Origin of the sequence: Amycolatopsis iheyensis, from assembly GCF_024703995.1 — a bacterium.
Lineage (GTDB): Bacteria > Actinomycetota > Actinomycetes > Mycobacteriales > Pseudonocardiaceae > Amycolatopsis > Amycolatopsis iheyensis.
This window is the reverse complement of record NZ_JAMXQV010000016.1, coordinates 233,441-253,422: the sequence shown is the minus strand read 5'-3', so window position 1 is coordinate 253,422 and position 19,982 is coordinate 233,441. Positions and strand designations below refer to the sequence as shown.

Below are 19,982 nucleotides of genomic sequence, written 5' to 3'. Positions count from 1 at the left end.
GCGGCCCCGGTGGCGGCGGCGGTGGCGGCGGTTTCCGGCCCGGCGGCGGCACGGGTGCCCCGGCCGGTGGCGGCGGCTTCCGCGGTGGCGGCGGCGGTCGTGGCGGCCCCGGTGGCCGTGGCGGCACCGCGGGTGCCTTCGGTCGCCCGGGTGGACCCTCGCGCAAGGGCCGCAAGTCGAAGCGGCAGAAGCGCCAGGAGTACATGGACAACATGCAGGCGCCCAGCGTCGGCGGCGTCCGCCTGCCCAAGGGGCAGGGCGAGACGATCCGGCTGCCGCGGGGTGCTTCGCTGACCGACTTCGCCGAGAAGATCGACGCCAACCCGGCTTCGCTGGTGCAGGTGCTCTTCCACCTCGGCGAGATGGTCACCGCGACGCAGTCCGTGTCGGACGACATCCTCGAGCTGCTCGGCGGCGAAATGAACTACACGGTTCAGGTCGTCAGCCCCGAGGAAGAAGACCGTGAGCTGCTGGAGACCTTCGACATCACCTATGGCGAAGACACGGGTGAGGAAGAGGACCTCCAGGTCCGGCCGCCGGTCGTGACCATCATGGGTCACGTCGACCACGGTAAGACCCGCCTGCTCGACACGATCCGGAAGACGAAGGTCCGCGAGAGCGAGGCCGGCGGCATCACGCAGCACATCGGTGCCTACCAGATCGAGACCGAGCTCGAAGGCAACCCGCGTCTGATCACCTTCATCGACACCCCGGGTCACGAGGCGTTCACCGCCATGCGTGCCCGTGGTGCCAACTCGACCGACATCGCGGTGATCGTGGTGGCGGCCGACGACGGTGTGATGCCGCAGACGGTCGAGGCGATCAACCACGCGCAGGCCGCCAAGGCGCCGATCGTGGTCGCGATCAACAAGATCGACAAGGAAGGCGCGAACCCGGACAAGATCCGGCAGCAGCTGACCGAGTACGGCCTGGTCGCCGAGGAGTACGGCGGCGACACGATGTTCGTCGAGATCTCCGCGCGGCAGAACATCAACATCGACGGCCTGCTCGAGGCGATCCTGCTGACCGCCGACGCCGCTCTGGACCTCCGGGCCAACCCGGACATGGAGGCCCAGGGCGTCGCGATCGAGGCGCACCTCGACCGCGGCCGCGGCCCGGTGGCCACCGTCCTGGTCCAGCGCGGCACGCTGCGCGTCGGTGACTCGGTCGTGGCGGGTGACGCCTACGGCCGCGTCCGCCGGATGGTCGACGAGCACAACGTCGACGTCACCGAGGCGCTGCCGTCGCGGCCCGTCCAGGTCATCGGGTTCACCTCGGTGCCGGGTGCGGGTGACACCTTCCTGGTGGTCGACGAGGACCGCGTCGCCCGGCAGATCGCCGAGCGCCGGTCGGCCCGCACGCGCAACGCGCTCAACGCGTCGCGCCGCAAGCGGGTCAGCCTCGAGGACCTCGACTCCGCCTTGAAGGAGACGAGCAGCCTCAACCTGATCATCAAGGGTGACAACTCGGGTACGGTCGAGGCCCTCGAAGCCTCGCTGCTGCAGCTGGACGTCGGCGACGAGGTCGAGCTGAACGTGGTCCACCGCGGTGTCGGTGGCGTGACCGAGTCGGACATCGACCTGGCGACCGCGTCCGACGCGATCGTCCTCGGGTTCAACGTCCGCGCCCAGGGCAAGGCGACCGAGCGGGCCACCCGCGAGGGCGTCGACGTCCGGTACTACACGGTCATCTACCAGGCGATCGACGAGATCGAGCAGGCCCTCAAGGGCATGCTCAAGCCGGAGTACGAAGAGGTCGAGCTGGGCCGCGCGGAGGTCCGCGAGGTCTTCAAGTCCTCCAAGATCGGCACGATCGCGGGTTGCCTGGTCATGTCCGGCGAGATCCGGCGCAACGCCAAGGCCCGCCTCCTGCGCGACGGCACCGTCGTCGCGGAGAACCTGCCGATCAGCTCGCTGCGGCGGTTCAAGGACGACGTGGTCGAGGTCCGCGAGGGCTACGAGTGCGGTCTGACGCTCGGTTCGTACGGCGACATCAAGGTCGACGACCAGATCGAGACGTACGAGCAGCGCGAGAAGCCGCGGGCGTAAGGCCTGTGTCCCCGGGTGTGCGGTTTCGCACCGCACACCCGGGGTTTCCATTCCTACTACACCACCTCATTTGCCTATGTTCGTCGGAGCCCTAGAGCTCGACATCCTGCTCGGCGACGTCCATTCGTTGAAGCAGAAGCGATCCGTGGTCCGACCGGTGCTGGCCGAGGTGCGCAAGCGCTTCGCCGTCTCGGTGGCCGAAGCCGGGCACACCGACCTGCACCGCCGGACCCTCATCGGGGTGGCCGTGGTCGCCGAAGGTGGCGAGCACGTCCGGGACGTGCTCGACTCGTGTGAGCGGTACGTGGCGAGCCGGCCGGAGTTCGAGCTGCTCACCGCACGCCGCCGGCTGCTCGGTCCAGAAGACTAGGAGAAAGACATGGCTGATCCTGCTCGGGCTCGCAAGCTCGCCAAGCGGATCTCGCAGATCGTGGCGTCCGCGATCGAGCACGAGGTCAAGGACGCCCGGCTGGACTACGTGACCATCACGGACACGAAGGTCACCGGCGACCTGCACGACGCCACGGTGTACTACACGGTGCTCGGCGAGAAGCTGGACTCCGTCCCGGACTTCGCCGGTGCCGCCGCCGCGCTCGAATCCGCGCGCGGGATGCTCCGCACGAAGGTCGGGCAGGGCACCGGCGTCCGCTACACGCCGACGCTGACGTTCGTCGCCGACACGATTCCCGAGGAGTCGAAGCGGATCGAAGACCTCCTCGCGAAGGCCCGTGAGGCCGACGCCGAGGTCGCCCGCCAGGCGACCGGCGCCCAGCACGCCGGCGACGTCGACCCGTACAAGGCGCCTCGCGAAGAGGCCGAAGACGACGAGCTCGCGGAGGAGGAGAGCCGGGGCTGAGGCCCATGCTCTCCCGTCGCACTCTGCTCGCCGGCAGCGCCCTCGCGCTGCTGGCGGGCTGCTCGTCGGCCGACCCGCCACCCGGTCCGCCGCCGGTGCCGGCCCCCACCCGGCCGTCCGCGCCCCGTGACCCGGTGACGGTCCAGCGCATGCGCTCGGCCGCCCGTGGCACCGACGTCGACCTCGTACTCATCACCCCCGAAGGCGTCCCGGCCTCGGGGTTGCCGGTGTGCCTGGCCCTGCACGGCCGCGGCGCTCGCGCGCGAACCTTTCTCGACCTGGGCATCCCGCAGATGCTGACGGCGGCCGTGCGCGGCGGCGTCCCACCGTTCGCGGTGGCCGCGGTCGACGGCGACAACTACTGGGTCGACGTCGGCGGCGACGACGACCCGCAACGCATGCTCACCGACGAAGTCCCGGGTTGGCTCGCGGGCCGAGACCTGCGCCCGGCGTCGGCGGTGCTCGGCATTTCCATGGGTGGTTTCGGCGCACTCCGGTTCGCCCGCGCACACCCGGATCTCAAGGCGGTGGCCACGGCGAGTGCCGCGTTGTTCGTCAGCTGGCCGGACGCCCGCAGCCGCAAGGTGTTCTCCGGCGAGGACAACTGGCGCGCGGAAGAACCGTTGCTGCACACCGAAGACTTGCCCGCGGCCCGCCTCGGCGTCTGGTGCGGTGAGTCGGATCCGTTCCTGGGCGCGGATCGCAAGCTGGTGAAGGCGGTTTCGCCCGCGGTGGCGCAGTTCTCGCCCGGTGGGCACAAGGACGAGTACTGGCGGGGGATCCTGCCGGACGTCCTGAAGTTCGTGGGGCAGCGGCTAGGCTGACGCGCGGGCGAACAGGATCGCTTGGGACACTGGGTTTTCCGGGTTCAGCGCCCACTCCGCCTCGAGGGTGAACCCGGCGTCGCGCACCCGCTTCGCCAGCCACCACGGCTGTCGCAAGTGGACGTGGACCCGCATCGGGTGCCCGCCGTAGCCTTCGGTCTTCAGCCGCGTGCCGGCGCCGACGTGGTAGCCGATCATCAGCAACCCACCCGGCCGCAGCACCCGCCGGAAGTGCCCGAGCGCCACCGGGACCTCGTCGTCCGGGACGTGGATCAGCGACCAGAACGCCAGCAGCCCGGCCATCGACGCGTCGGGCAGCGCCAGGTCCGTCATCGAGCCGACGTCGAACCGCAGCTCCGGGTGGGCCTGCCGGGCCAGCTCGACCATCGCCGGCGAAAGGTCGATGCCGGCGACGTCCAGCCCGAGCGAGTCCAGGAACGCCGTGAACTGCCCGGGACCGCAGCCGACGTCCACCGCCGGTCCGTCGACCTGGGCCGCGAACAGCGTCAGCGCCGCCCGCATGTACGGCTGCTCCTCGAGGGCGCCGGAAACGAACTCGGCGTAGCTCGCCGCCACCGTGTCGTAGGACGTGCGGGTGTCCGCGAGCCAGGTCATCGCACCCGCAGCCCGTCGAGGACCATGCCGAGCGCGCGCCGCCAGCCGGGGGTCGCCGTCGCCGCGGCGAACACGATCGCGAGGTCTTCCCCGCGGAAGTCTTTCCGCAACGCACCGGCCTCCTGCGCACGGGCGATGATCCGGTTGATCCGGAACGCGTTGGCCTGCTTGGCTTTTTCGAGACCGGACGCCGGGTCGAACACCCGCGAGCAGACCTCGGTGAACCCGCGGTCGGAGACCTGCATCAGCACGGACCGCTCGAGGAAGAGCACGAAGCCGTCCCACGGGTCTTCGCACTCGAGCGCCTCGTCGACGGCGGCCCGCGCCTCTTCGAGCGTCGGCAGGAACGCGGCCTCGACGAGGTCGGCCCGCGTCGGGAACCGGTTGTAGAGCGTGCCGATCGCGACCTCGGCGCGGCGGGCGATCTCGTCGAGCGGGGCGTCGACACCCTTGGCGCCGAAGACCTCCCGTGCGGCCGCGACGAGCGCCTCCCGGTTGCGCCGGGCGTCGGCGCGCAGGGTGCGGGGCTCGGCGGTCACGCTCCGGAGTATAGCGGCGCGGTTGCCTCCTGATCGGAACCTCACAGTGCCTGCCGCCGGCCGCCGCCGGGAGCACAATGGTGCCAGCGGGGGATCCCGCACCGAGACGGCCATCGAGGGAGGTCGGCGCATGCACTCCGACCTGTCCCCGGCCGGCCGCACCGGAGTCCTCCTCATCGGCACCCGCGGGCAGCGGGGGCCCGGGGAGGTGCTGATCAGGATCCGGGGCGGCTTGGAAACCTTCCTGGCCTGGTCCGACACGGAGCTGCCGAAGGGCACGACCGTCCTGGTCGTGGAAACCCGGGGCCGGCGCACGGTCGACGTCGTGGCGTGGGACGCCTCGGATCCTTCTGAATAAGGACAGCGATGTTCGGGTATCGCGTTCCGGCCCCCAACGAAGCCATGCTGATCTCGGGGGGCAAGCACAGCAGCGGCGCGTCACCGTTCCGGGTGGTCACCGGCCACGGTGCGTTCGTCATGCCGATCTTCCGGAAGGTCCGGTTCCTCACGCTTTCGATGTGTGAGGCCGAAGTGACCGAAGTGTGCGTCACCAAGCAGGCGATCGCCCTGACGGTGCGGGCGGTGATCGCGTTCAAGGTCGGCAACGACACCGAAAGCATCGTCAACGCCGGCCAGCGGTTCCTCTCCGACCAGGACCAGATGTCGGTGCTGACCGGCCGGATCTTCGCCGGTCACCTGCGCTCGATCATCGGGTCGATGACGGTCGAGGAGATCATCACCGAGCGGCAGAAGCTCGCCACCGAGGTGCTGGACGGCTCGGCGGTGGAGATGGCGAAGATCGGGCTCACCGTCGACGCGCTGCAGATCCAGTCGATCGACGACATGAAGCTCGGCTACATCGCCGCGATGGCCGCGCCGCACAACGCCGCGATCCAGCGGGACGCCCAGATCGCCCAGGCGGTGGCGAACCAGACCGCGGCGGAGGCCGAGCAGAAGTCCCAGCGGACGCAGGCGGAATACGCCCGGCAGACGTCGATCGTGCAGGCGCAGTACCGCGCCGAGGTCGAGGCGGCGCAGGCCGAGGCCGCGCAGGCGGGGCCGCTCGCGCAGGCCAAGGCCCAGCAGGAGGTCATCGACGCGCGCACCGAGCTGGCCCAGCGCGAGGCCGAGCTGCGGCAGCAGCAGCTGGTGGCCGAAGTGATCAAGCCCGCCGACGCCGAAGCCGAGCGGATCCGGATCCTGGCGCTGGCCGAGGCCGAGAAGATGCGCGTGCAGGCGGAGGCGGCCGCGTCGAACAACCGGGTCGCGCTCGACCGGATGCTCATCGACCAGCTGCCGCAGATCGTCAAGGAAGCCGGCCGCGGGCTGTCCGGCGCGAACGTCAACATCCTCAACGGCGCCGACGGCCTGGGCGAGATGGCCGCCGGGCTGGTCGGCCAGGGACTGTCCATCTTGGACTCGGTGAAGCGCGGCCTGAGCACGCCGCCGTCGCCTGCCCCCGTGCCCGAGGAGAACGGCCAGGTCACCAGGCCCGAGCTGACGCAGTCCTAGGACGCGGGCTTCGCCGCGACGACCAGGTCACGCAGGATGGCCTGGTCGACGCGGTGGGCGAACCCGGCCCACGGCCCGCCTTCGCGGACGTCGAGCCCCGCCTTCCGCAGCACCTCGACGAGCTCTTCGCGCGGCAGCACGGTCGTGTTCCACGAGATGCCGAGCGCGCCCCCGGGGCGCAGCACCCGCGTCCACACCGGGACGGCCGCCGCGAGCAGGTCACGCGGGCTGCGCTGCAGGCCGGCTTCGCGGTGGCTGCCGTGCTGGACGCCGTACGGCGCGTCGGTGACGATCACGTCGCAGGAGTTCGCGCGCAGCACCTCGTCGGTGGTCAGCGTGTCGGCCTGGAAGTAGGTGAGCTTGCGGGTGTCGCCCGCTTTGTACGCTTCCTTGTCGAGCGCGTACTCGATGTCGAGGCGGCGGCCGAGGCGGACCTTGTTGCGGCGCAGCTGTCCCGAGTCGGCGGTGTGCTTGACGCGCTTGTTCCGCAGCCAGGTCTTGATGAACGCCTCGTAGGCTTCGAAGTCCTTGGCGTCGACGTCGAGGCCGGTGGCGTGCAGGCCGTACATCATCGCCTGGTTCAGCGTGGTGCCGCGGCCGCAGAGCGGGTCGAGCAGGTACTTCGGCTTGGCCGAGAACGGGTCCGTCGTGGCCAGCAGCGTGACGTTCAGCAGCAGCTTCGTGAACGACTCGTTGGTCTTGCCGGGGTACTTCTGGATGGTCAGCAGGTCCGAGTCGGCCTTGGCCAGCGGCGTCACGGTGACCGGGCGCAGGACGCCGTCACCCAGCTCGAACAGCGCGTACAGCGAAGAGAGGTTCGACAGCAGCGCGAGGTCGCGCTCGCCCAGCGGCGCGGAGCTGGTGAAGCGCACGTAGCCGACGCCGCCGAGCTCGACCTCTTCGATCCCGGACAGCTCGGCCGACAAAGCCGCGCCGAACACCGCCAGCTCGGCACGCAGCAGCGCGGGGGAGGAGGCGGCGTAGACCCGATTGGCGGACGGGTGGACCAGGATCACGTACTCAGGCATCCCGCAGAGCGTAGCGTGACGCACCGTGACCCCTACTTTGGCGCAGGACATCCGGGACGCGGCGGCGCTGCTCGCGTCGGCCACCGACGTGACGGTGCTCGGGCACGTCCGCCCCGACGCGGACGCGCTCGGCAGCGCGCTGGCCCTCGGCCGGGCGCTGCACCGGCGCGGCGCCCGGGTGCGCGTCTCGTTCGGCGAGCCCGACGAGGCCCCGGAGACGCTGCGGTGGCTCGACGAGGACGGCCTGCTGACCCACCCCGACGACCTGCCCGACAGCGAGGCGCTGCTGGTCTGCGTCGACACGCCGGTGCCGAAGCGGCTGGGCCGGCTCGCCGGGCGCGTCGAGCTGGCCGGCTCGGTGCTGGTGATCGACCACCACGCGACCAACACGTGCTACGGCGCCTGCAACGTCGTCGACGAGAGCGCCGAGGCCAGCGCGATCCTGGTCTTCCGGATCCTCGACGCCATGGGCGTGGAGCTGGACGAGCCGATCGCGCGGGGGATCTACGCGGGGATCGTCACCGACACGAGCGGGTTCCGCCGGGCGAGCCCGGAGACCCACCGGATGGCCGCGCGGCTGCTGGAAGCGGGCGTCGACCCGGAGGCGGTGGTGCGGCGGATCGTCGACGAGCGGCCGTTCACCTGGCTGCCGATGCTCTCGTCGGTGCTCGCCGGGGCCCGGCTGGAGCCGGAAGCCGCGCAGGGCCGGGGTTTCGTGCACGCGGTGGTCCCGGTCGAGGCGGCGCGGACGGTGCGGGGCGAGGAGGTCGAGTCGGTCGTCGACGTCGTCCGCTCGGTACGCGAGGCGGCCGTCGCGGCGGTGCTCAAACAGGACCTGGGCAACCCCGCGCAGTGGCAGATCTCGTTGCGCTCCATCGGAATCGACGTCTCGGCGGTGGCGGCCGAGTTCGGCGGCGGCGGGCACCGGCAGGCCGCGGGCTGCACGATCGCGGGCTCGGCGCCGGAGGTGCTCGCCGGGCTGCGGGAAGCGCTGGAGCGGGCGCCGCTGCTCTAGGGTGGACCTGTGGTGGTGCGGTTCGACGAGGAGTTCCTGAAGGACCCGGTGTGCTCCTACGCGCGGCTGCGCGCGGAAGGCCCGGTGCACCGGGCCGAGGCGCCGGACGGCTCACCGGTGTGGCTGGTCACCGGCTACGAAGACGTCCGCGCCGGTCTCGCCGATCTGCGGCTCTCGCTGGACAAGGCCCACTCCACCACCGGGTACCGCGGGCTTTCGCTGCCGGCGTCGCTGGATCGGAACCTGCTGAACATGGACGCGCCGGACCACCCGCGGCTGCGGCGGATCCTGGGCCGGGCGTTCACCCCGCGCCGCGTCGAAGCCCTGCGGCCGGCCGTCGAGGAGATCGCCCGCTCGCTGGCCGACGCGGTGGGCGGGGACGACCTGCTCGCCGAGTTCTGCGTGCCGCTGCCGATCCGGGTGATCTGCGAGCTGCTCGGCGTCCCGCCCGCCGACGTCACGGCGTTCCGCGAGTGGACCGACGCGGTGCTCGTGCCGGCGGACCCCGCCCGCGCGCGTTCGGCGATGGGTTCGCTGTACGCGTTCCTGACTTCACTGGTCGCGGCGAAGCGGGAGTCGCCCGGCGACGACCTGCTCAGCGTGGTGGCGGACTCGCTCACCGCCGACGAGATGCTGAGCGCGGCGTTCCTGCTGCTGCTCGCCGGGTACGAGAACGTCGTGCACGTGCTGGGCAACGGCTTGGCCGAGCTGCTCTCGGCCGGGCTCACCTCGTCCACTGTGGACGAACTGGTCCGGCACGCCTCGCCGCTGCAGCTGGCGATCCGGCGGTTCCCGGTCCACGACGTCGAAACCGGTGGCACGACGATCCCGGCGGGCGAGACGGTCATGCTGGCCGTCGCCTCGGCCCACCGCGACGCGTCCGTGTTCCCCGACGCCGACGTCTTCGATCCGTCGCGGGCCGAGAACCCGCACGTCGGGTTCGGGTTCGGGCCGCACTACTGCCTGGGTGCGCCGCTGGCCCGGCTGGAGGTCGAGGTGGGGCTCGCGGCGTTGTTCTCGCGGCACCCCGGGCTGTCGCTGGCCGTGCCTTACGCCGAGCTGGAGTGGCGGTCGGCGTTCCGGAGCCGGTCCTTGCGGAGGCTGCCGGTCCGGCTGTGACGCGGAACTGTCGGTGCCGGCGGTTAGAGTCCGGTTCGTGGTGAAAGTGGAGGACATCGAGCGGATCCCGGCCAAGCGCGTGCTCGGCCTGGCCGTGCCGGCGCTGGGCGTGCTGGCCGCCGAGCCGTTGTACGTGCTGGTCGACACCGCGGTGGTCGGCCACCTCGGCGCGCTGCCGCTGGCCGGGCTGGCGCTCGGCGGCGTCGTGCTGGCCCAGGTTTCGAGCCAGCTGACGTTCCTGTCGTACGGCACGACGTCGCGCACCGCCCGGCTGCACGGCGCCGGACGCCGGGCCGAGGCGGTGCGGGAGGGCGTGCAGGCGACGTGGCTGGCGGTGTTCGTCGGGCTCGCCGTGCTGGTCGCGGGGCAGCTGCTGGCGTGGCCGATCGCCCGGGTGCTCTCGGGCAGCGAGGAGGTCGCCGGCGCGGCGGTGTCGTGGGTGCGGATCGCGTTGTTCGGCGCGCCGCTGATCCTCGTCACCATGGCCGGCAACGGCTGGATGCGCGGGGTGCAGGACGCCGCGAAGCCGCTGCGGTACGTCCTGGCCGGCAACGGGATCTCGGCCGTGCTGTGCCCGGTGCTCGTCTACTGGGCGGGGCTCGGGCTGGAGGGCTCGGCGATCGCGAACGTCGTCGCGCAGGTGGTCTCGGCGTCGCTGTTCTTCGCGGCGCTGGTGAAGGAGAAGGCCGGCCTGCGGCCGGACTTCAAGGTGATGCGCGCCCAGCTCGGCCTGGGCCGCGACCTGGTGCTGCGCAGCCTCGCGTTCCAGGCGTGCTTCGTCTCGGCGGCGGCCGTCGCGGCCCGCACGTCGACCGAGGCGGTGGGCGCGCACCAGGTGGTGTTGCAGCTGTGGACGTTCCTCTCGCTGGTGCTGGACTCGGTGGCGATCGCGGCGCAGTCCCTGGTGGGCGCGGCACTGGGCGCGAACGCGGCCCGGCGGGCACGCGGGGTCGCGGCGCAGATCACGGGCTACGGGCTGCTGCTGGGCTGCTTCCTGTGCGTGCTGTTCGCGGCGCTGTCGTGGGTGCTGCCGCACGCGTTCACGTCCGACCCGGGCGTGCTGGCGGAGATCCCGCACGCGTGGTGGTTCTTCGTGGCCCTGCAGCCGATCGCGGGCGTGGTCTTCGCGCTCGACGGCGTCCTGCTGGGCGCGGGCGACGCGGCATTCCTCCGCAACGCGACCCTGGGCAGCGCGGCGCTGGGCTTCCTCCCGCTGATCTGGGCGTCCCTGGGCTTCGACTGGGGCCTGACGGGCATCTGGACCGGCCTCTCGCTCTTCATGGTCCTCCGCCTGGCCTTCGTCGTGGCCCGCTGGCGCTCGGGAAACTGGGCAGTAACCGGAGCAATCCGCCCCACCTGACCCCGCAATCACGCGTGATGCCTCTCCAATCACGCGAGATGCCCCGAATCTCGCGTGATCAGAGCCGGAACTCGCGTGATTCGGGCCGGAACTCGCGAGTTACGGCTTCAATCACGTGAGTTCAGGTCCCGATCACGTGAGTTCCGGCTCCGGTCACGCGAGTCACGGGTTCGGTCACGCGAGTTACGGGCTCGGGATCTTCAGGCGGCGACGATCGGCGTCTCCGGCAACGCCGCGTCCCAGCGCCGGCGGGTGATTCGCACCGGCAGTTCCTCACCGCGGGCCTCGGCCAGGAACAGGTGGGCGCGCGTCCGGCGCCACCACACCAGCATCCGGACCGTGCCCAGCGCCAGGATCGCGACGATCGCCAGCAGCGAGACGCGGAAGTTGCCGCCCGTCCACTGCAGCAGCACGCCGACGCCGAGGGCGGCGATGGTCGTCGCGATGAAGCCGCCGACGTTGACCACGCCGGTGGCCGTGCCCACCCGGCTCAGCGGGTTGTAGTCGCGGGCGAGCGCGAAGCCGATCATCGACGACGGGCCGCCGAGGGCGAGGAAGGCGAACGTCGGCACCAGCACGGCCACCGGGACCTGGCCCGGCCAGCCGAGCAGCACCGCCCAGATCACCGCGGCCCCGCCGATGTACCCGCCGACCAGCGGCATCCGCAGCGACGGATGCCGGCCGATCACGCCGCCCAGCAGCGGGCCGCCGGCCATCGAGCCGAAGACGAACACCGTGAGCAGCGTGCTCGCGGTCGCCATCGACTGGCCCTGGCCCTGCACCAGCCACGGGACGCCCCACAGCAGCGTCAGGGCGTTCGGGGCGAACATCGTGCTGAAGTGGACCCAGAACCCGAGGCGCGTCCCCGGCGTCCGCCACGCTTCGGCGACGCGGCGGCCGAGCTCGCGCGGGTGGACGGTCTCGCGGGCCGGCAGCGGTTCGCCGGCGGGGACGTCGCGGACCCGGAGCGTCACGACCACGGTGTAGAGGACCGTGACGGCGCCGACGGCCAGGAAGGTGGGCGTCCAGCCGGCGCTGTCGAGCACCAGGGACAGCGGGACGGTGGCGGCGAGGTTGCCGATGTAGCCGACGGCCGCGGTGAACGACGTCAGCAGCGCGTACTGGCGGCCCGGGAAGTGGGCCGCGACCAGGCGCAGCACGCTGACGAACGTGAGCGCGTCGCCGAGGCCGAGCACGCCGCGGGCGACCAGGCCGAGGCCGTAGGAGTGGGCGACGCCGAGCAGGATCTGGCCGAGGCCGAGCACCAGCACGGCGACGGTGAGGACGCGGCGGGGGCCGTAGCGGTCGACCAGCACGCCGGTCGGGATCTGCATCGCCGCGTAGACGCCGACCTGCAGCACGGTGAACGTGCCGAGCGCGGCCGCGCCGACGCCGAAGCGCTCGGCGGCCTGCAGCCCGGCGACGCCGAACGAGGTGCGGTGGAACACCGCGAGGAGGTAGACGGTGACGGCGGCGAGCCAGATGAGCCAGGACCGGGCGGTGGCGCGGCCGGTGGCGGGCGGCACAAGTTCCTCCAGGAAATCGGCGTGTTCGGGGCACCGGACGCCCACGCTGCCGTCCTTACTACTTGTAGCGCCTAAGCAACGACGAAACATAGCTGTTATCCCGGTGGCGTTCACCACATGGTTGTATGTGAATCTCCTTCATATTCGGGGGTGGTTTCGTGACCGGGCTGCGCGGCGCGCACGCGGTGATCACGGGTGGTTCCAGCGGGATCGGCCTGGCGACCGCGGCGGCGCTGGCCGCCCGCGGCGCGTCGGTGTCGCTGGTCGCGCGGGACGCGTCGCGGCTGAGGAAGGCGTCGGTGTCGCTGAAGTCACGCGGCGCTTCGGTGCTGACAGCGGTCGCCGACGTCTCGTCGCAGGCCGAGGTGGAGGTGGCGTTCGAGTCGCTGGTGGCGGCGGCGGGGCCGTGCGACGTGCTGGTGACGTGCGCCGGCCAAGCGCGTCCCGGCGAGTTCCTGGAGCTGGACGACGAGGTGTTCCGGCGCATGGTGGAGGTCGACTACTTCGGGACGCTGCACGCGGTGCGGGCGGTGGCGCCGTCGATGGTCCGGCGCCGGTGCGGCTCGATCGTGGCGATCTCGTCGGCGGCCGCGGTGCTGGGGATCTACGGGTACACGGCGTACGCGCCGGCGAAGTTCGCGGTCCGCGGCCTGATGGAGGCCCTGCGCGACGAGCTGAACCCGGCCGGGGTGCACGTCGCGTGCGTCTACCCACCGGACGTCGACACACCGCAGCTGACGGAGGAGAACCGCTGGAAGCCCCCGGAGACGGCGGCGATCAGCGGCACGATCCGCCCGATGGCGGCCGACGCGGTGGCGACGGCGATCGTCCGGGCGGTGGAGCGCGAGCGGTACGCGGTGTACCCGGACCGGTCGGTGGCCCTGCTGGCGGCGCTGGGCCCGCTGGCCGCGCCGTTCCTGCGTCGGATGGTGGACCGGCGGGTCCGCCACGCCCGCCGGGCCCGTGCGTGAACCCGCAACTCGCGTGACTGAAGCCGGAACTCGCGTGATCAAGGCCGGAACTCGCGTGATTGAGGCCGGATCTCGCGAGTTTCGGGTCTGATCACGCGAGTTCCGGCCCGAATCACGTGAGTCTCGGGTCCAATCACGCGAGTTCCGGGCTTCTCGCGTGATTGGCGGGGCATCACGTGTGATTGGCGGGGCATCACTCGTGATTGGTGGGACATCGGCGGGATGTGTTGTTGGGTCAGGCCAGCCAGCAGAGGCAGAACGGGTGGCCGGCCGGGTCGGCGTAGACCTGGAAGTCGTCGCCGGACGTGGCGCCGGTGGCGGCCTTCAGGACCGTGGCGCCGAGCGCGGTGACCTGGGCGTGCGCCTCGGGGAAGTCTTCGACCCACAGGTCCAGGTGCACCTGCTGGGGCACCGGCCCGTCCGGCCACACCGGCGGCGTGTGGCCGGGCGCGAGCTGCACGCCGATCCGCGGCGCGCCGTCCACCAGCACCATGTGCCAGTCGCCGTCCTCGTCCACCTCCCCGCCGAGGACACCGGCCCAGAAGCGGCTCTCGGCCGCGAGATCCGCCGCGTCGAAGGTGACGACCTGGTGCTTGATCCGCATGCGCCCAGTCTGCCGGACGGCCGCTAGGGTTTGCCGCGTGTCGAGCCCCAAACCGCCCCGTCGTCCTGCCCCGCCGCCCGGTCTGCTGATCGTCGACAAGCCCGCCGGGATGACGTCGCACGACGTCGTCGCCCGGGCCCGCCGCATCATGGGCACCCGCAAGGTCGGGCACGCCGGCACGCTCGACCCGATGGCGACCGGGGTGCTGGTGCTCGGCATCGAGCGCGCCACCAAGCTGCTCGGCCACCTGGCGCTGGACCGCAAGACCTACCTGGCCACCCTCAGCCTCGGCAGCGCCACCACGACCGACGACGCCGAGGGCGAAGTCCTCACCACCGCGGACACGAAAGCCGTCGAAGACGCGGCCATCGCCGCAGGAGTGGCCAAGCTGACCGGCGACATCCAGCAGGTGCCCAGCGCGGTCAGCGCCGTCAAGATCGACGGCAAGCGCGCCTACGCCCGCGTCCGCGCCGGCGAGGACGTCGTCCTGCCGCCGCGCCCGGTCACCGTCTACCGCTTCGACGTCCTCTCGATCCGCCACGAGGACGACCGCGTCGAGGTCGACGCCGTCGTCGAGTGCTCCTCCGGCACCTACGTCCGCGCGCTGGCCCGCGACCTCGGCGCCGACCTCGGCGTCGGTGGCCACCTCAAAGCACTGCGGCGCACCACGGTCGGGCCGTTCACGCTGGCGAAGGCCAAGACCCTCGACCAGCTCGAGGAAACCCCGGAGCTGAGCCTCGACCTCGACGACGCCGTCGCCGCCGCCTTCCCGCGGCGGGACATCGACGCCGCCACGGCGCGGGCGGTCCGGCACGGCCGGCGCATCCCCGCGGCCGGCGTCGAAGGCACCTACGGGCTCTTCGGGCCCGACGGCCGGGTGCTCGCCCTGGCCGCCGACGAACAAGGCGAGTCCCGAGCGGTGGTCGTGCTGCTGCCCGCCTAGGGTGGTTTCGAGAAGACGGGAGAGTGGCGTGCTGCGGTGGCGTGGACTGGGGGACCTTCCCGGCGGCTGGGGCCGGTGCGTGGTCACCATCGGCGTGTTCGACGGTGTCCACCGCGGACACCAGGAGCTGGTCAACCGGACCGTGGCGGCGGCCGCCGAGCGCGGGCTGCCCAGCGTGATGCTCACCTTCGACCCGCACCCGTCGGAGGTGCTGCGCCCGGGCAGCCACCCGGCGCAGCTGACCACGTTGCGGCGCAAAGCGGAAATCGTCGAAGGCCTCGGCGTCGACGTCTTCTGTGTGCTGCCCTTCACCTTGGAGCTGTCGCGGCTGCAGCCGGAGGAGTTCGTCCACGAGGTGCTCGTCGACCGGCTGCACGCGGCCGCGGTGATCGTCGGCGACAACTTCACCTTCGGCGCCAAGGCCGCCGGCGACGTCGCGCTGCTGCGCACCCTCGGCCGCCGGTTCGGCTTCGCCGCCTACGGCGCCGAGCTGCAGGGCAAGGAACTGTCCGAAGAGGACCAGTCGGCGATCACCTTCTCCAGCACCTACGTCCGGTCGTGCATCGACGCCGGTGACGTCGTCGCCGCGGCCGAGGCGCTCGGCCGCCCGCACCGGCTGGAGGGCATCGTCGTGCGCGGTGACGGCCGCGGCCACGAGCTCGGCTACCCGACGGCGAACCTGTCGACGCCGCGCTTCGCCGCCGTCCCGGCCGACGGCGTCTACAGCGCCTGGTTCACCCGGTCGGCGGATCCCGCGCGCCGGCTGCGCGCCGCGGTTTCGGTGGGCACGAACCCGACCTTCTCCGGGCGCGAGCGGACCGTCGAGGCGTTCGTCCTCGACGTCGACGAGGACTTCTACGGCCAGCACGTGGCGATCGACTTCGTGACGCGGCTGCGCGACCAGGTGCGGTTCTCCGACTCGGCCGGGCTCGTCACCCAGATCGACGACGACGTGGTCGAGACGAGAAAGGCACTGGAAGTGCCCCCGGACGCCCCGACCGGGGGCGAATAGAGGATTTCGCGTTCACGCACGTGGCAGCGATGGCAAGATGCTCACGGACGGTGTGCGCGAGCAGGGCATAGGGGAGCGGAACTGGTGGAGGACCACAAGATCGTCCAGCGGAACATCGCGCTGCAGCGCGAGTGGTACGGGGAGCCGCTGGGGGACCGCGTGCGCCGGCTCGTCGTCGCCTTCGACGTTTCGCAGGCCTTCTTGGCCGAGGTCCTCGGCATCAGCGCCCCCATGCTCAGCCAGGTGATGAGCGGGCGGCGGGCGAAGATCGGCAACCCGGTCGTGCTGGCCAGGATGATCATGCTCGAACGCAAGATCCTGGTGCCCGAGGTCGCCGCCGGCAACCGCGACGCCATGCTGGCCGCGATGGAGGACGTCCGCGACTCCAAGCCGACCGTCGGGCGCGACAACATCCCGGTGGTCAACGACGACCAGAAGGTCCTCGCCTACCTGCGCGACCTGGCCGAGGACGAGGACCTGGGCGAAGCCGCCAAGCGCCTCGACGACGACTTCCCGGCCATCGCCGACCTGCTCCGCCGGGCGGGCCACGGCGCCTGATGCCGGTCCTGTTCAGCGCGCTGCTCCCGCCGGAGGACGTCGTCGAAGCGGTCGCCGAGGCGCTCGGTGAACCGGGGGACGGCCTTCGCTGGGAGCCGCCGGAACGCTGGCACATCACCCTCGCCTACTACGGGCACGACGACCTGGGCGCCCGTGGCGCCTGGCTGGCCGACCGGCTCGCGGGCCGGGCCGCGGTCGGCGTCCGGCTGGAAAAGGCCGCGACGTTCCCCGGGGTGCTGTGGTTGACTGCCGTCGGCGGGGAGCTGACGCCGCTCGCGCACGCCGCGGGCGCCGATGCCGAAGCGAGGCCGTACGCCGGCCACCTGACGCTCGCGCGGTTCCCCCGGGAAGAACCGGAGCGCGCCGAGCGTTGGACGCAACGTCTCTCGAACTTCGCCAGCCGGAGCTGGACGGCCACCGAGGTGGCCCTGGTGACCAGCGAGCGCGAGGCGGGCCGGCCGCGCTACCGGACGGCCCGGACGTTCGGGCTCGACGGCTGAAGGCCCTGCTCAGGAGGCTTGCCGGGGCGACTGGTAACCTCACGAGCGGGTCCGGCTGCAGTCCGTGGCGGCCGTGACCGTCTTCCCGGCGTTCATCCACGTCCGGGGCCGCACGGCACTGATTATTTCGAGGAGCAACACAAGTGGCGCTGTCCACCGAAGAGAAGAAGTCGATCCTGGCCGAGTACGGCGTGCACGACTCGGACACGGGATCCCCCGAGGCCCAGGTCGCGCTGCTGACCAAGCGGATCGTCGGCCTCACCGAGCACCTCAAGGCTCACAAGCACGACCACCACTCCCGTCGCGGGCTCCTGCTGCTGGTCGGCCGTCGCCGCCGGCTGCTGAACTACGTGATGAAGGTGGACATCGAGCGTTACCGTGCGCTGATCCAGCGCCTCGGCCTGCGCCGATAGCTGCAATCCGAGGGGGAGTGACCACATCGGTCGCTCCCCCTCGGTCTAAATGAAGAAAGAACGGCGCGAGCGCGCGCGAGGACCAGTCCGCCGGTCCTCGGTAGTGGTTCCCGGGAAGCGTCCCGGGGGCTTCGATCGAAGACCGGCCTCATTCCTCGAGCGTCCTCAGGCGAAACGGGTCCCAGGGTGGGAGACTCGCGCCGAATGAAGGAACTAAAGAGGAGAAACACCCTATGACCGACTCCACCGGAGTCACCGTGCACGAGTCCGAAGCCGTCATCGACAACGGCAAGTTCGGCACTCGCACCGTTCGTTTCGAGACGGGCCGCCTGGCCAAGCAGGCCGCCGGCGCCGTCGTCGCGTACCTCGACGAAGAGACCATGCTGCTCTCCGCGACGACCGCGTCGAAGCACCCGAAGGACCACTTCGACTTCTTCCCGCTGACGGTCGACGTCGAGGAGCGCATGTACGCCGCCGGGCGCATCCCGGGCGCGTTCTTCCGCCGCGAGGGCCGTCCCTCGACCGACGCGATCCTGACCTGCCGCCTGATCGACCGGCCGCTGCGCCCGTCGTTCACCGACGGTCTCCGCAACGAGATCCAGGTCGTCATCACCGTCCAGAGCCTCAACCCTGACGACCCGTACGACGTGCTGGCCATCAACGCCGCGTCGGCGTCCACCCAGATCGCCGGCCTGCCGTTCTCGGGCCCGGTCGGCGGCGTGCGCGTCGCCCTGATCGAGGGCCAGTGGGTCGCGTTCCCGACCTGGTCGCAGCTGGAGAAGGCCACCTTCAACATGGTCGTCGCGGGTCGCATCGTCGGTGATGACGTCGCGATCATGATGGTCGAGGCCGAGGGCACCGAGCACACGCTCGACCTGATCGCCGCGGGCGGCACCGCGCCGGACGAGGTCGCGGTCGCCGCGGGCCTCGAGGCCGCCAAGCCGTTCATCAAGGTCCTGTGCGAGGCGCAGCAGAAGCTGGCCGACGTCGCCGCCAAGCCGACCGGTGAGTTCCCGGTCTACCTGGCCTACGAGCAGGACACCTACGAGGCCGTCGCGGCGATCGCCACCGACGACCTGTCCCGCGCGCTGCAGATCGCCGGCAAGCAGGACCGCGACCGCGCCACCGACGAGGTCAAGGCCGCCGTCATCGAGAAGGTCGGCCTGGGCGAGGGCGAGGCCTTCGAGGGCCGCGACAAGGAGATCGGCGGGGCGTTCAAGGCCCTGACGAAGAAGATCATGCGCCAGCGGGTCCTCACCGAGAAGATCCGCATGGACGGCCGTGGCCTCACCGACATCCGGTCGCTCTCGGCCGAGGTCGCCGTGATCCCGCGGGCGCACGGTTCCGCGCTGTTCGAGCGCGGTGAGACCCAGATCCTGGGCGTCACCACGCTGAACATGCTCCGCATGGAGCAGCAGATCGACTCGCTCTCCCCGGAGACGACGAAGCGCTACCTGCACCACTACAACTTCCCGCCCTTCTCCACCGGTGAGACCGGCCGCGTCGGTTCGCCGAAGCGCCGCGAAATCGGCCACGGCATGCTCGCCGAGCGCGCCCTGGTGCCGGTGCTGCCGAAGCGCGACGAGTTCCCGTACGCGATCCGCCAGGTCTCCGAGGCGCTGGGCTCCAACGGCTCGACCTCGATGGGCTCGGTCTGCGCGTCCACGATGGGCCTGTACAACGCCGGTGTGCCGCTGAAGGCGCCGGTCGCGGGCATCGCGATGGGCCTGGTGTCCGACGAGGTCGACGGCGAGACGCGCTACGTCGCGCTGACCGACATCCTCGGCGCCGAGGACGCCCTCGGTGACATGGACTTCAAGGTCGCCGGCACCAAGGACATCATCACCGCCCTGCAGCTGGACACGAAGCTCGACGGCATCCCGTCGGAGGTGCTCGCCGCCGCGCTGAAGCAGGCGAAGGACGCCCGCCTCACCATCCTGGAGGTCATCGCCGAGGCGATCGACGGCCCGGACGAGATGAGCCCGTTCGCCCCGCGCGTCACCAGCGTGAAGATCCCGGTCGACAAGATCGGCGAGGTCATCGGCCCGAAGGGCAAGATGATCAACTCGATCACCGAGCAGACCGGCGCCGACATCTCCATCGAGGACGACGGCACGATCTACGTGGGCGCGGCCGACGGCCCGTCGGCGGAGTCGGCGATCGACCTGATCAACGCCATCGCCAACCCGCAGCTGCCGAAGGTCGGCGAGCGCTTCCTCGGCACCGTGGTGAAGACGGCCGCGTTCGGCGCGTTCGTCTCGCTGCTGCCGGGCAAGGACGGCCTGGTGCACATCTCCAAGCTGGGCAACGGCAAGCGGATCGCCAAGGTCGAGGACGTCGTCAACGTGGGCGACAAGCTCCGCGTCGAGATCGCCGACATCGACAACCGCGGCAAGATCAGCCTGATCGTGGTCAAGGAAGACGAGGCTCCGGCCGCCGAGGGCGACAAGCCCGCCGACGCCGAGAAGGCCGACGCCAAGTAAGACCCGGCTCGTCCGGTTCAAGACAGTTCCGTCGAAGGCCCTCTCGCCGCTTCCCC

21 protein-coding genes are annotated in these 19,982 nt (G+C 71.3%); 16 read left to right on the top strand and 5 right to left on the bottom strand.

Annotation, left to right across the window (positions count from 1 at the left end):
- The 4 genes from infB to M8542_RS29150 all read left to right on the top strand — a co-directional run.
- On the top strand, positions 1-2,048 hold a 2,048-nt coding region (infB, locus tag M8542_RS29165; RefSeq protein WP_257923461.1), incomplete at its 5' end, for a translation initiation factor IF-2.
- 76 nt (positions 2,049-2,124) lie between these two features.
- Positions 2,125-2,418 (top strand): DUF503 domain-containing protein, encoded by a 294-nt coding sequence (locus M8542_RS29160; RefSeq protein WP_155545954.1) that lies wholly within the window; start codon positions 2,125-2,127, stop codon positions 2,416-2,418.
- Between the two features lie 9 nt (positions 2,419-2,427).
- Positions 2,428-2,904 (top strand): 30S ribosome-binding factor RbfA, encoded by a 477-nt coding sequence (gene rbfA / locus M8542_RS29155; protein WP_257923460.1) that lies wholly within the window; start codon positions 2,428-2,430, stop codon positions 2,902-2,904.
- 5 nt (positions 2,905-2,909) lie between these two features.
- Positions 2,910-3,728 carry an alpha/beta hydrolase gene (locus M8542_RS29150; protein WP_257923459.1) on the top strand — a complete coding sequence of 273 codons (819 nt, stop codon included), beginning with the start codon at positions 2,910-2,912 and terminating at the stop codon, positions 3,726-3,728.
- Here the strand turns inward: M8542_RS29150 and M8542_RS29145 are convergent.
- Positions 3,720-4,343 carry a class I SAM-dependent DNA methyltransferase gene (locus tag M8542_RS29145; protein ID WP_257923458.1) on the bottom strand — a complete coding sequence of 208 codons (624 nt, stop codon included), beginning with the start codon at positions 4,341-4,343 and terminating at the stop codon, positions 3,720-3,722. The genes M8542_RS29150 and M8542_RS29145 overlap by 9 nt on opposite strands.
- Positions 4,340-4,882: a TetR/AcrR family transcriptional regulator gene (locus M8542_RS29140; RefSeq protein WP_257923457.1), complete on the bottom strand. Its 543-nt coding sequence runs from the start codon at positions 4,880-4,882 to the stop codon at positions 4,340-4,342. Before M8542_RS29140 ends, M8542_RS29145 begins: the two co-directional genes overlap by 4 nt.
- Positions 4,883-5,012: 130 nt before the next feature.
- Here M8542_RS29140 and M8542_RS29135 point away from each other — a divergent pair, with 130 nt between their 5' ends.
- A complete protein-coding gene (locus tag M8542_RS29135; protein ID WP_257923456.1) occupies positions 5,013-5,240 on the top strand; it encodes an NfeD C-terminal domain-containing protein in 228 nt (75 codons plus the stop codon).
- 44 nt (positions 5,241-5,284) lie between these two features.
- Positions 5,285-6,394, top strand: coding sequence for an SPFH domain-containing protein (locus M8542_RS29130; protein ID WP_257923455.1), 1,110 nt, complete (start codon positions 5,285-5,287; stop codon positions 6,392-6,394).
- Here the strand turns inward: M8542_RS29130 and M8542_RS29125 are convergent.
- Positions 6,391-7,422 (bottom strand): TRM11 family SAM-dependent methyltransferase, encoded by a 1,032-nt coding sequence (locus tag M8542_RS29125; protein WP_257923454.1) that lies wholly within the window; start codon positions 7,420-7,422, stop codon positions 6,391-6,393. The genes M8542_RS29130 and M8542_RS29125 overlap by 4 nt on opposite strands.
- A 25-nt stretch (positions 7,423-7,447) precedes the next feature.
- Between M8542_RS29125 and M8542_RS29120 the strand changes: the two genes are divergently transcribed.
- The 3 genes from M8542_RS29120 to M8542_RS29110 are packed head-to-tail and all read left to right on the top strand — an operon-like array spanning position 7,448 to position 10,916.
- Positions 7,448-8,437 (top strand): DHH family phosphoesterase, encoded by a 990-nt coding sequence (locus M8542_RS29120; RefSeq protein ID WP_257923453.1) that lies wholly within the window; start codon positions 7,448-7,450, stop codon positions 8,435-8,437.
- Between the two features lie 9 nt (positions 8,438-8,446).
- A complete protein-coding gene (locus tag M8542_RS29115; protein WP_257923452.1) occupies positions 8,447-9,556 on the top strand; it encodes a cytochrome P450 family protein in 1,110 nt (369 codons plus the stop codon).
- 40 nt (positions 9,557-9,596) lie between these two features.
- On the top strand, positions 9,597-10,916 hold the full coding sequence (locus tag M8542_RS29110) for an MATE family efflux transporter (protein ID WP_308210298.1): 1,320 nt from the start codon (positions 9,597-9,599) through the stop codon (positions 10,914-10,916).
- A 200-nt stretch (positions 10,917-11,116) separates the two neighbouring features.
- On the opposite strand, the gene M8542_RS29105 is transcribed toward M8542_RS29110, so the two are convergent.
- Entirely contained in the window at positions 11,117-12,442 is a 1,326-nt protein-coding gene (locus tag M8542_RS29105; protein WP_257923473.1) for an MFS transporter, read from the bottom strand.
- 158 nt (positions 12,443-12,600) lie between these two features.
- On the opposite strand from M8542_RS29105, the gene M8542_RS29100 reads away from it, so the two are divergent.
- Positions 12,601-13,413, top strand: coding sequence for an SDR family oxidoreductase (locus tag M8542_RS29100; RefSeq protein ID WP_257923450.1), 813 nt, complete (start codon positions 12,601-12,603; stop codon positions 13,411-13,413).
- A 235-nt stretch (positions 13,414-13,648) separates the two neighbouring features.
- On the opposite strand, the gene M8542_RS29095 is transcribed toward M8542_RS29100, so the two are convergent.
- Positions 13,649-14,017 carry a VOC family protein gene (locus M8542_RS29095; RefSeq protein ID WP_257923449.1) on the bottom strand — a complete coding sequence of 123 codons (369 nt, stop codon included), beginning with the start codon at positions 14,015-14,017 and terminating at the stop codon, positions 13,649-13,651.
- Here M8542_RS29095 and truB point away from each other — a divergent pair.
- The 6 genes from truB to M8542_RS29065 all read left to right on the top strand — a co-directional run bounded on the left by truB (position 14,016) and on the right by M8542_RS29065 (position 19,926).
- Entirely contained in the window at positions 14,016-14,960 is a 945-nt protein-coding gene (truB, locus tag M8542_RS29090; RefSeq protein WP_372508628.1) for a tRNA pseudouridine(55) synthase TruB, read from the top strand. The two genes, M8542_RS29095 and truB, sit on opposite strands and share 2 nt — an antisense overlap.
- Positions 14,961-14,988: 28 nt before the next feature.
- Positions 14,989-15,972, top strand: a complete 984-nt coding sequence (locus M8542_RS29085; protein WP_257923447.1) for a bifunctional riboflavin kinase/FAD synthetase — start codon at positions 14,989-14,991, stop codon at positions 15,970-15,972.
- A gap of 84 nt (positions 15,973-16,056) precedes the next feature.
- The gene (locus M8542_RS29080; RefSeq protein ID WP_257923446.1) at positions 16,057-16,530 is read left to right on the top strand and encodes an XRE family transcriptional regulator; all 474 of its coding nucleotides are present in this window, start codon (positions 16,057-16,059) and stop codon (positions 16,528-16,530) included.
- Entirely contained in the window at positions 16,530-17,030 is a 501-nt protein-coding gene (gene thpR, locus M8542_RS29075) for an RNA 2',3'-cyclic phosphodiesterase (RefSeq protein ID WP_257923445.1), read from the top strand. Before M8542_RS29080 ends, thpR begins: the two co-directional genes overlap by 1 nt.
- Positions 17,031-17,173: 143 nt before the next feature.
- A complete protein-coding gene (gene rpsO, locus M8542_RS29070; RefSeq protein ID WP_003084034.1) occupies positions 17,174-17,443 on the top strand; it encodes a 30S ribosomal protein S15 in 270 nt (89 codons plus the stop codon).
- A 233-nt stretch (positions 17,444-17,676) separates the two neighbouring features.
- A complete protein-coding gene (locus tag M8542_RS29065) occupies positions 17,677-19,926 on the top strand; it encodes a polyribonucleotide nucleotidyltransferase (RefSeq protein WP_257923444.1) in 2,250 nt (749 codons plus the stop codon).
- The last annotated feature ends 56 nt before the right edge of the window (positions 19,927-19,982 follow it).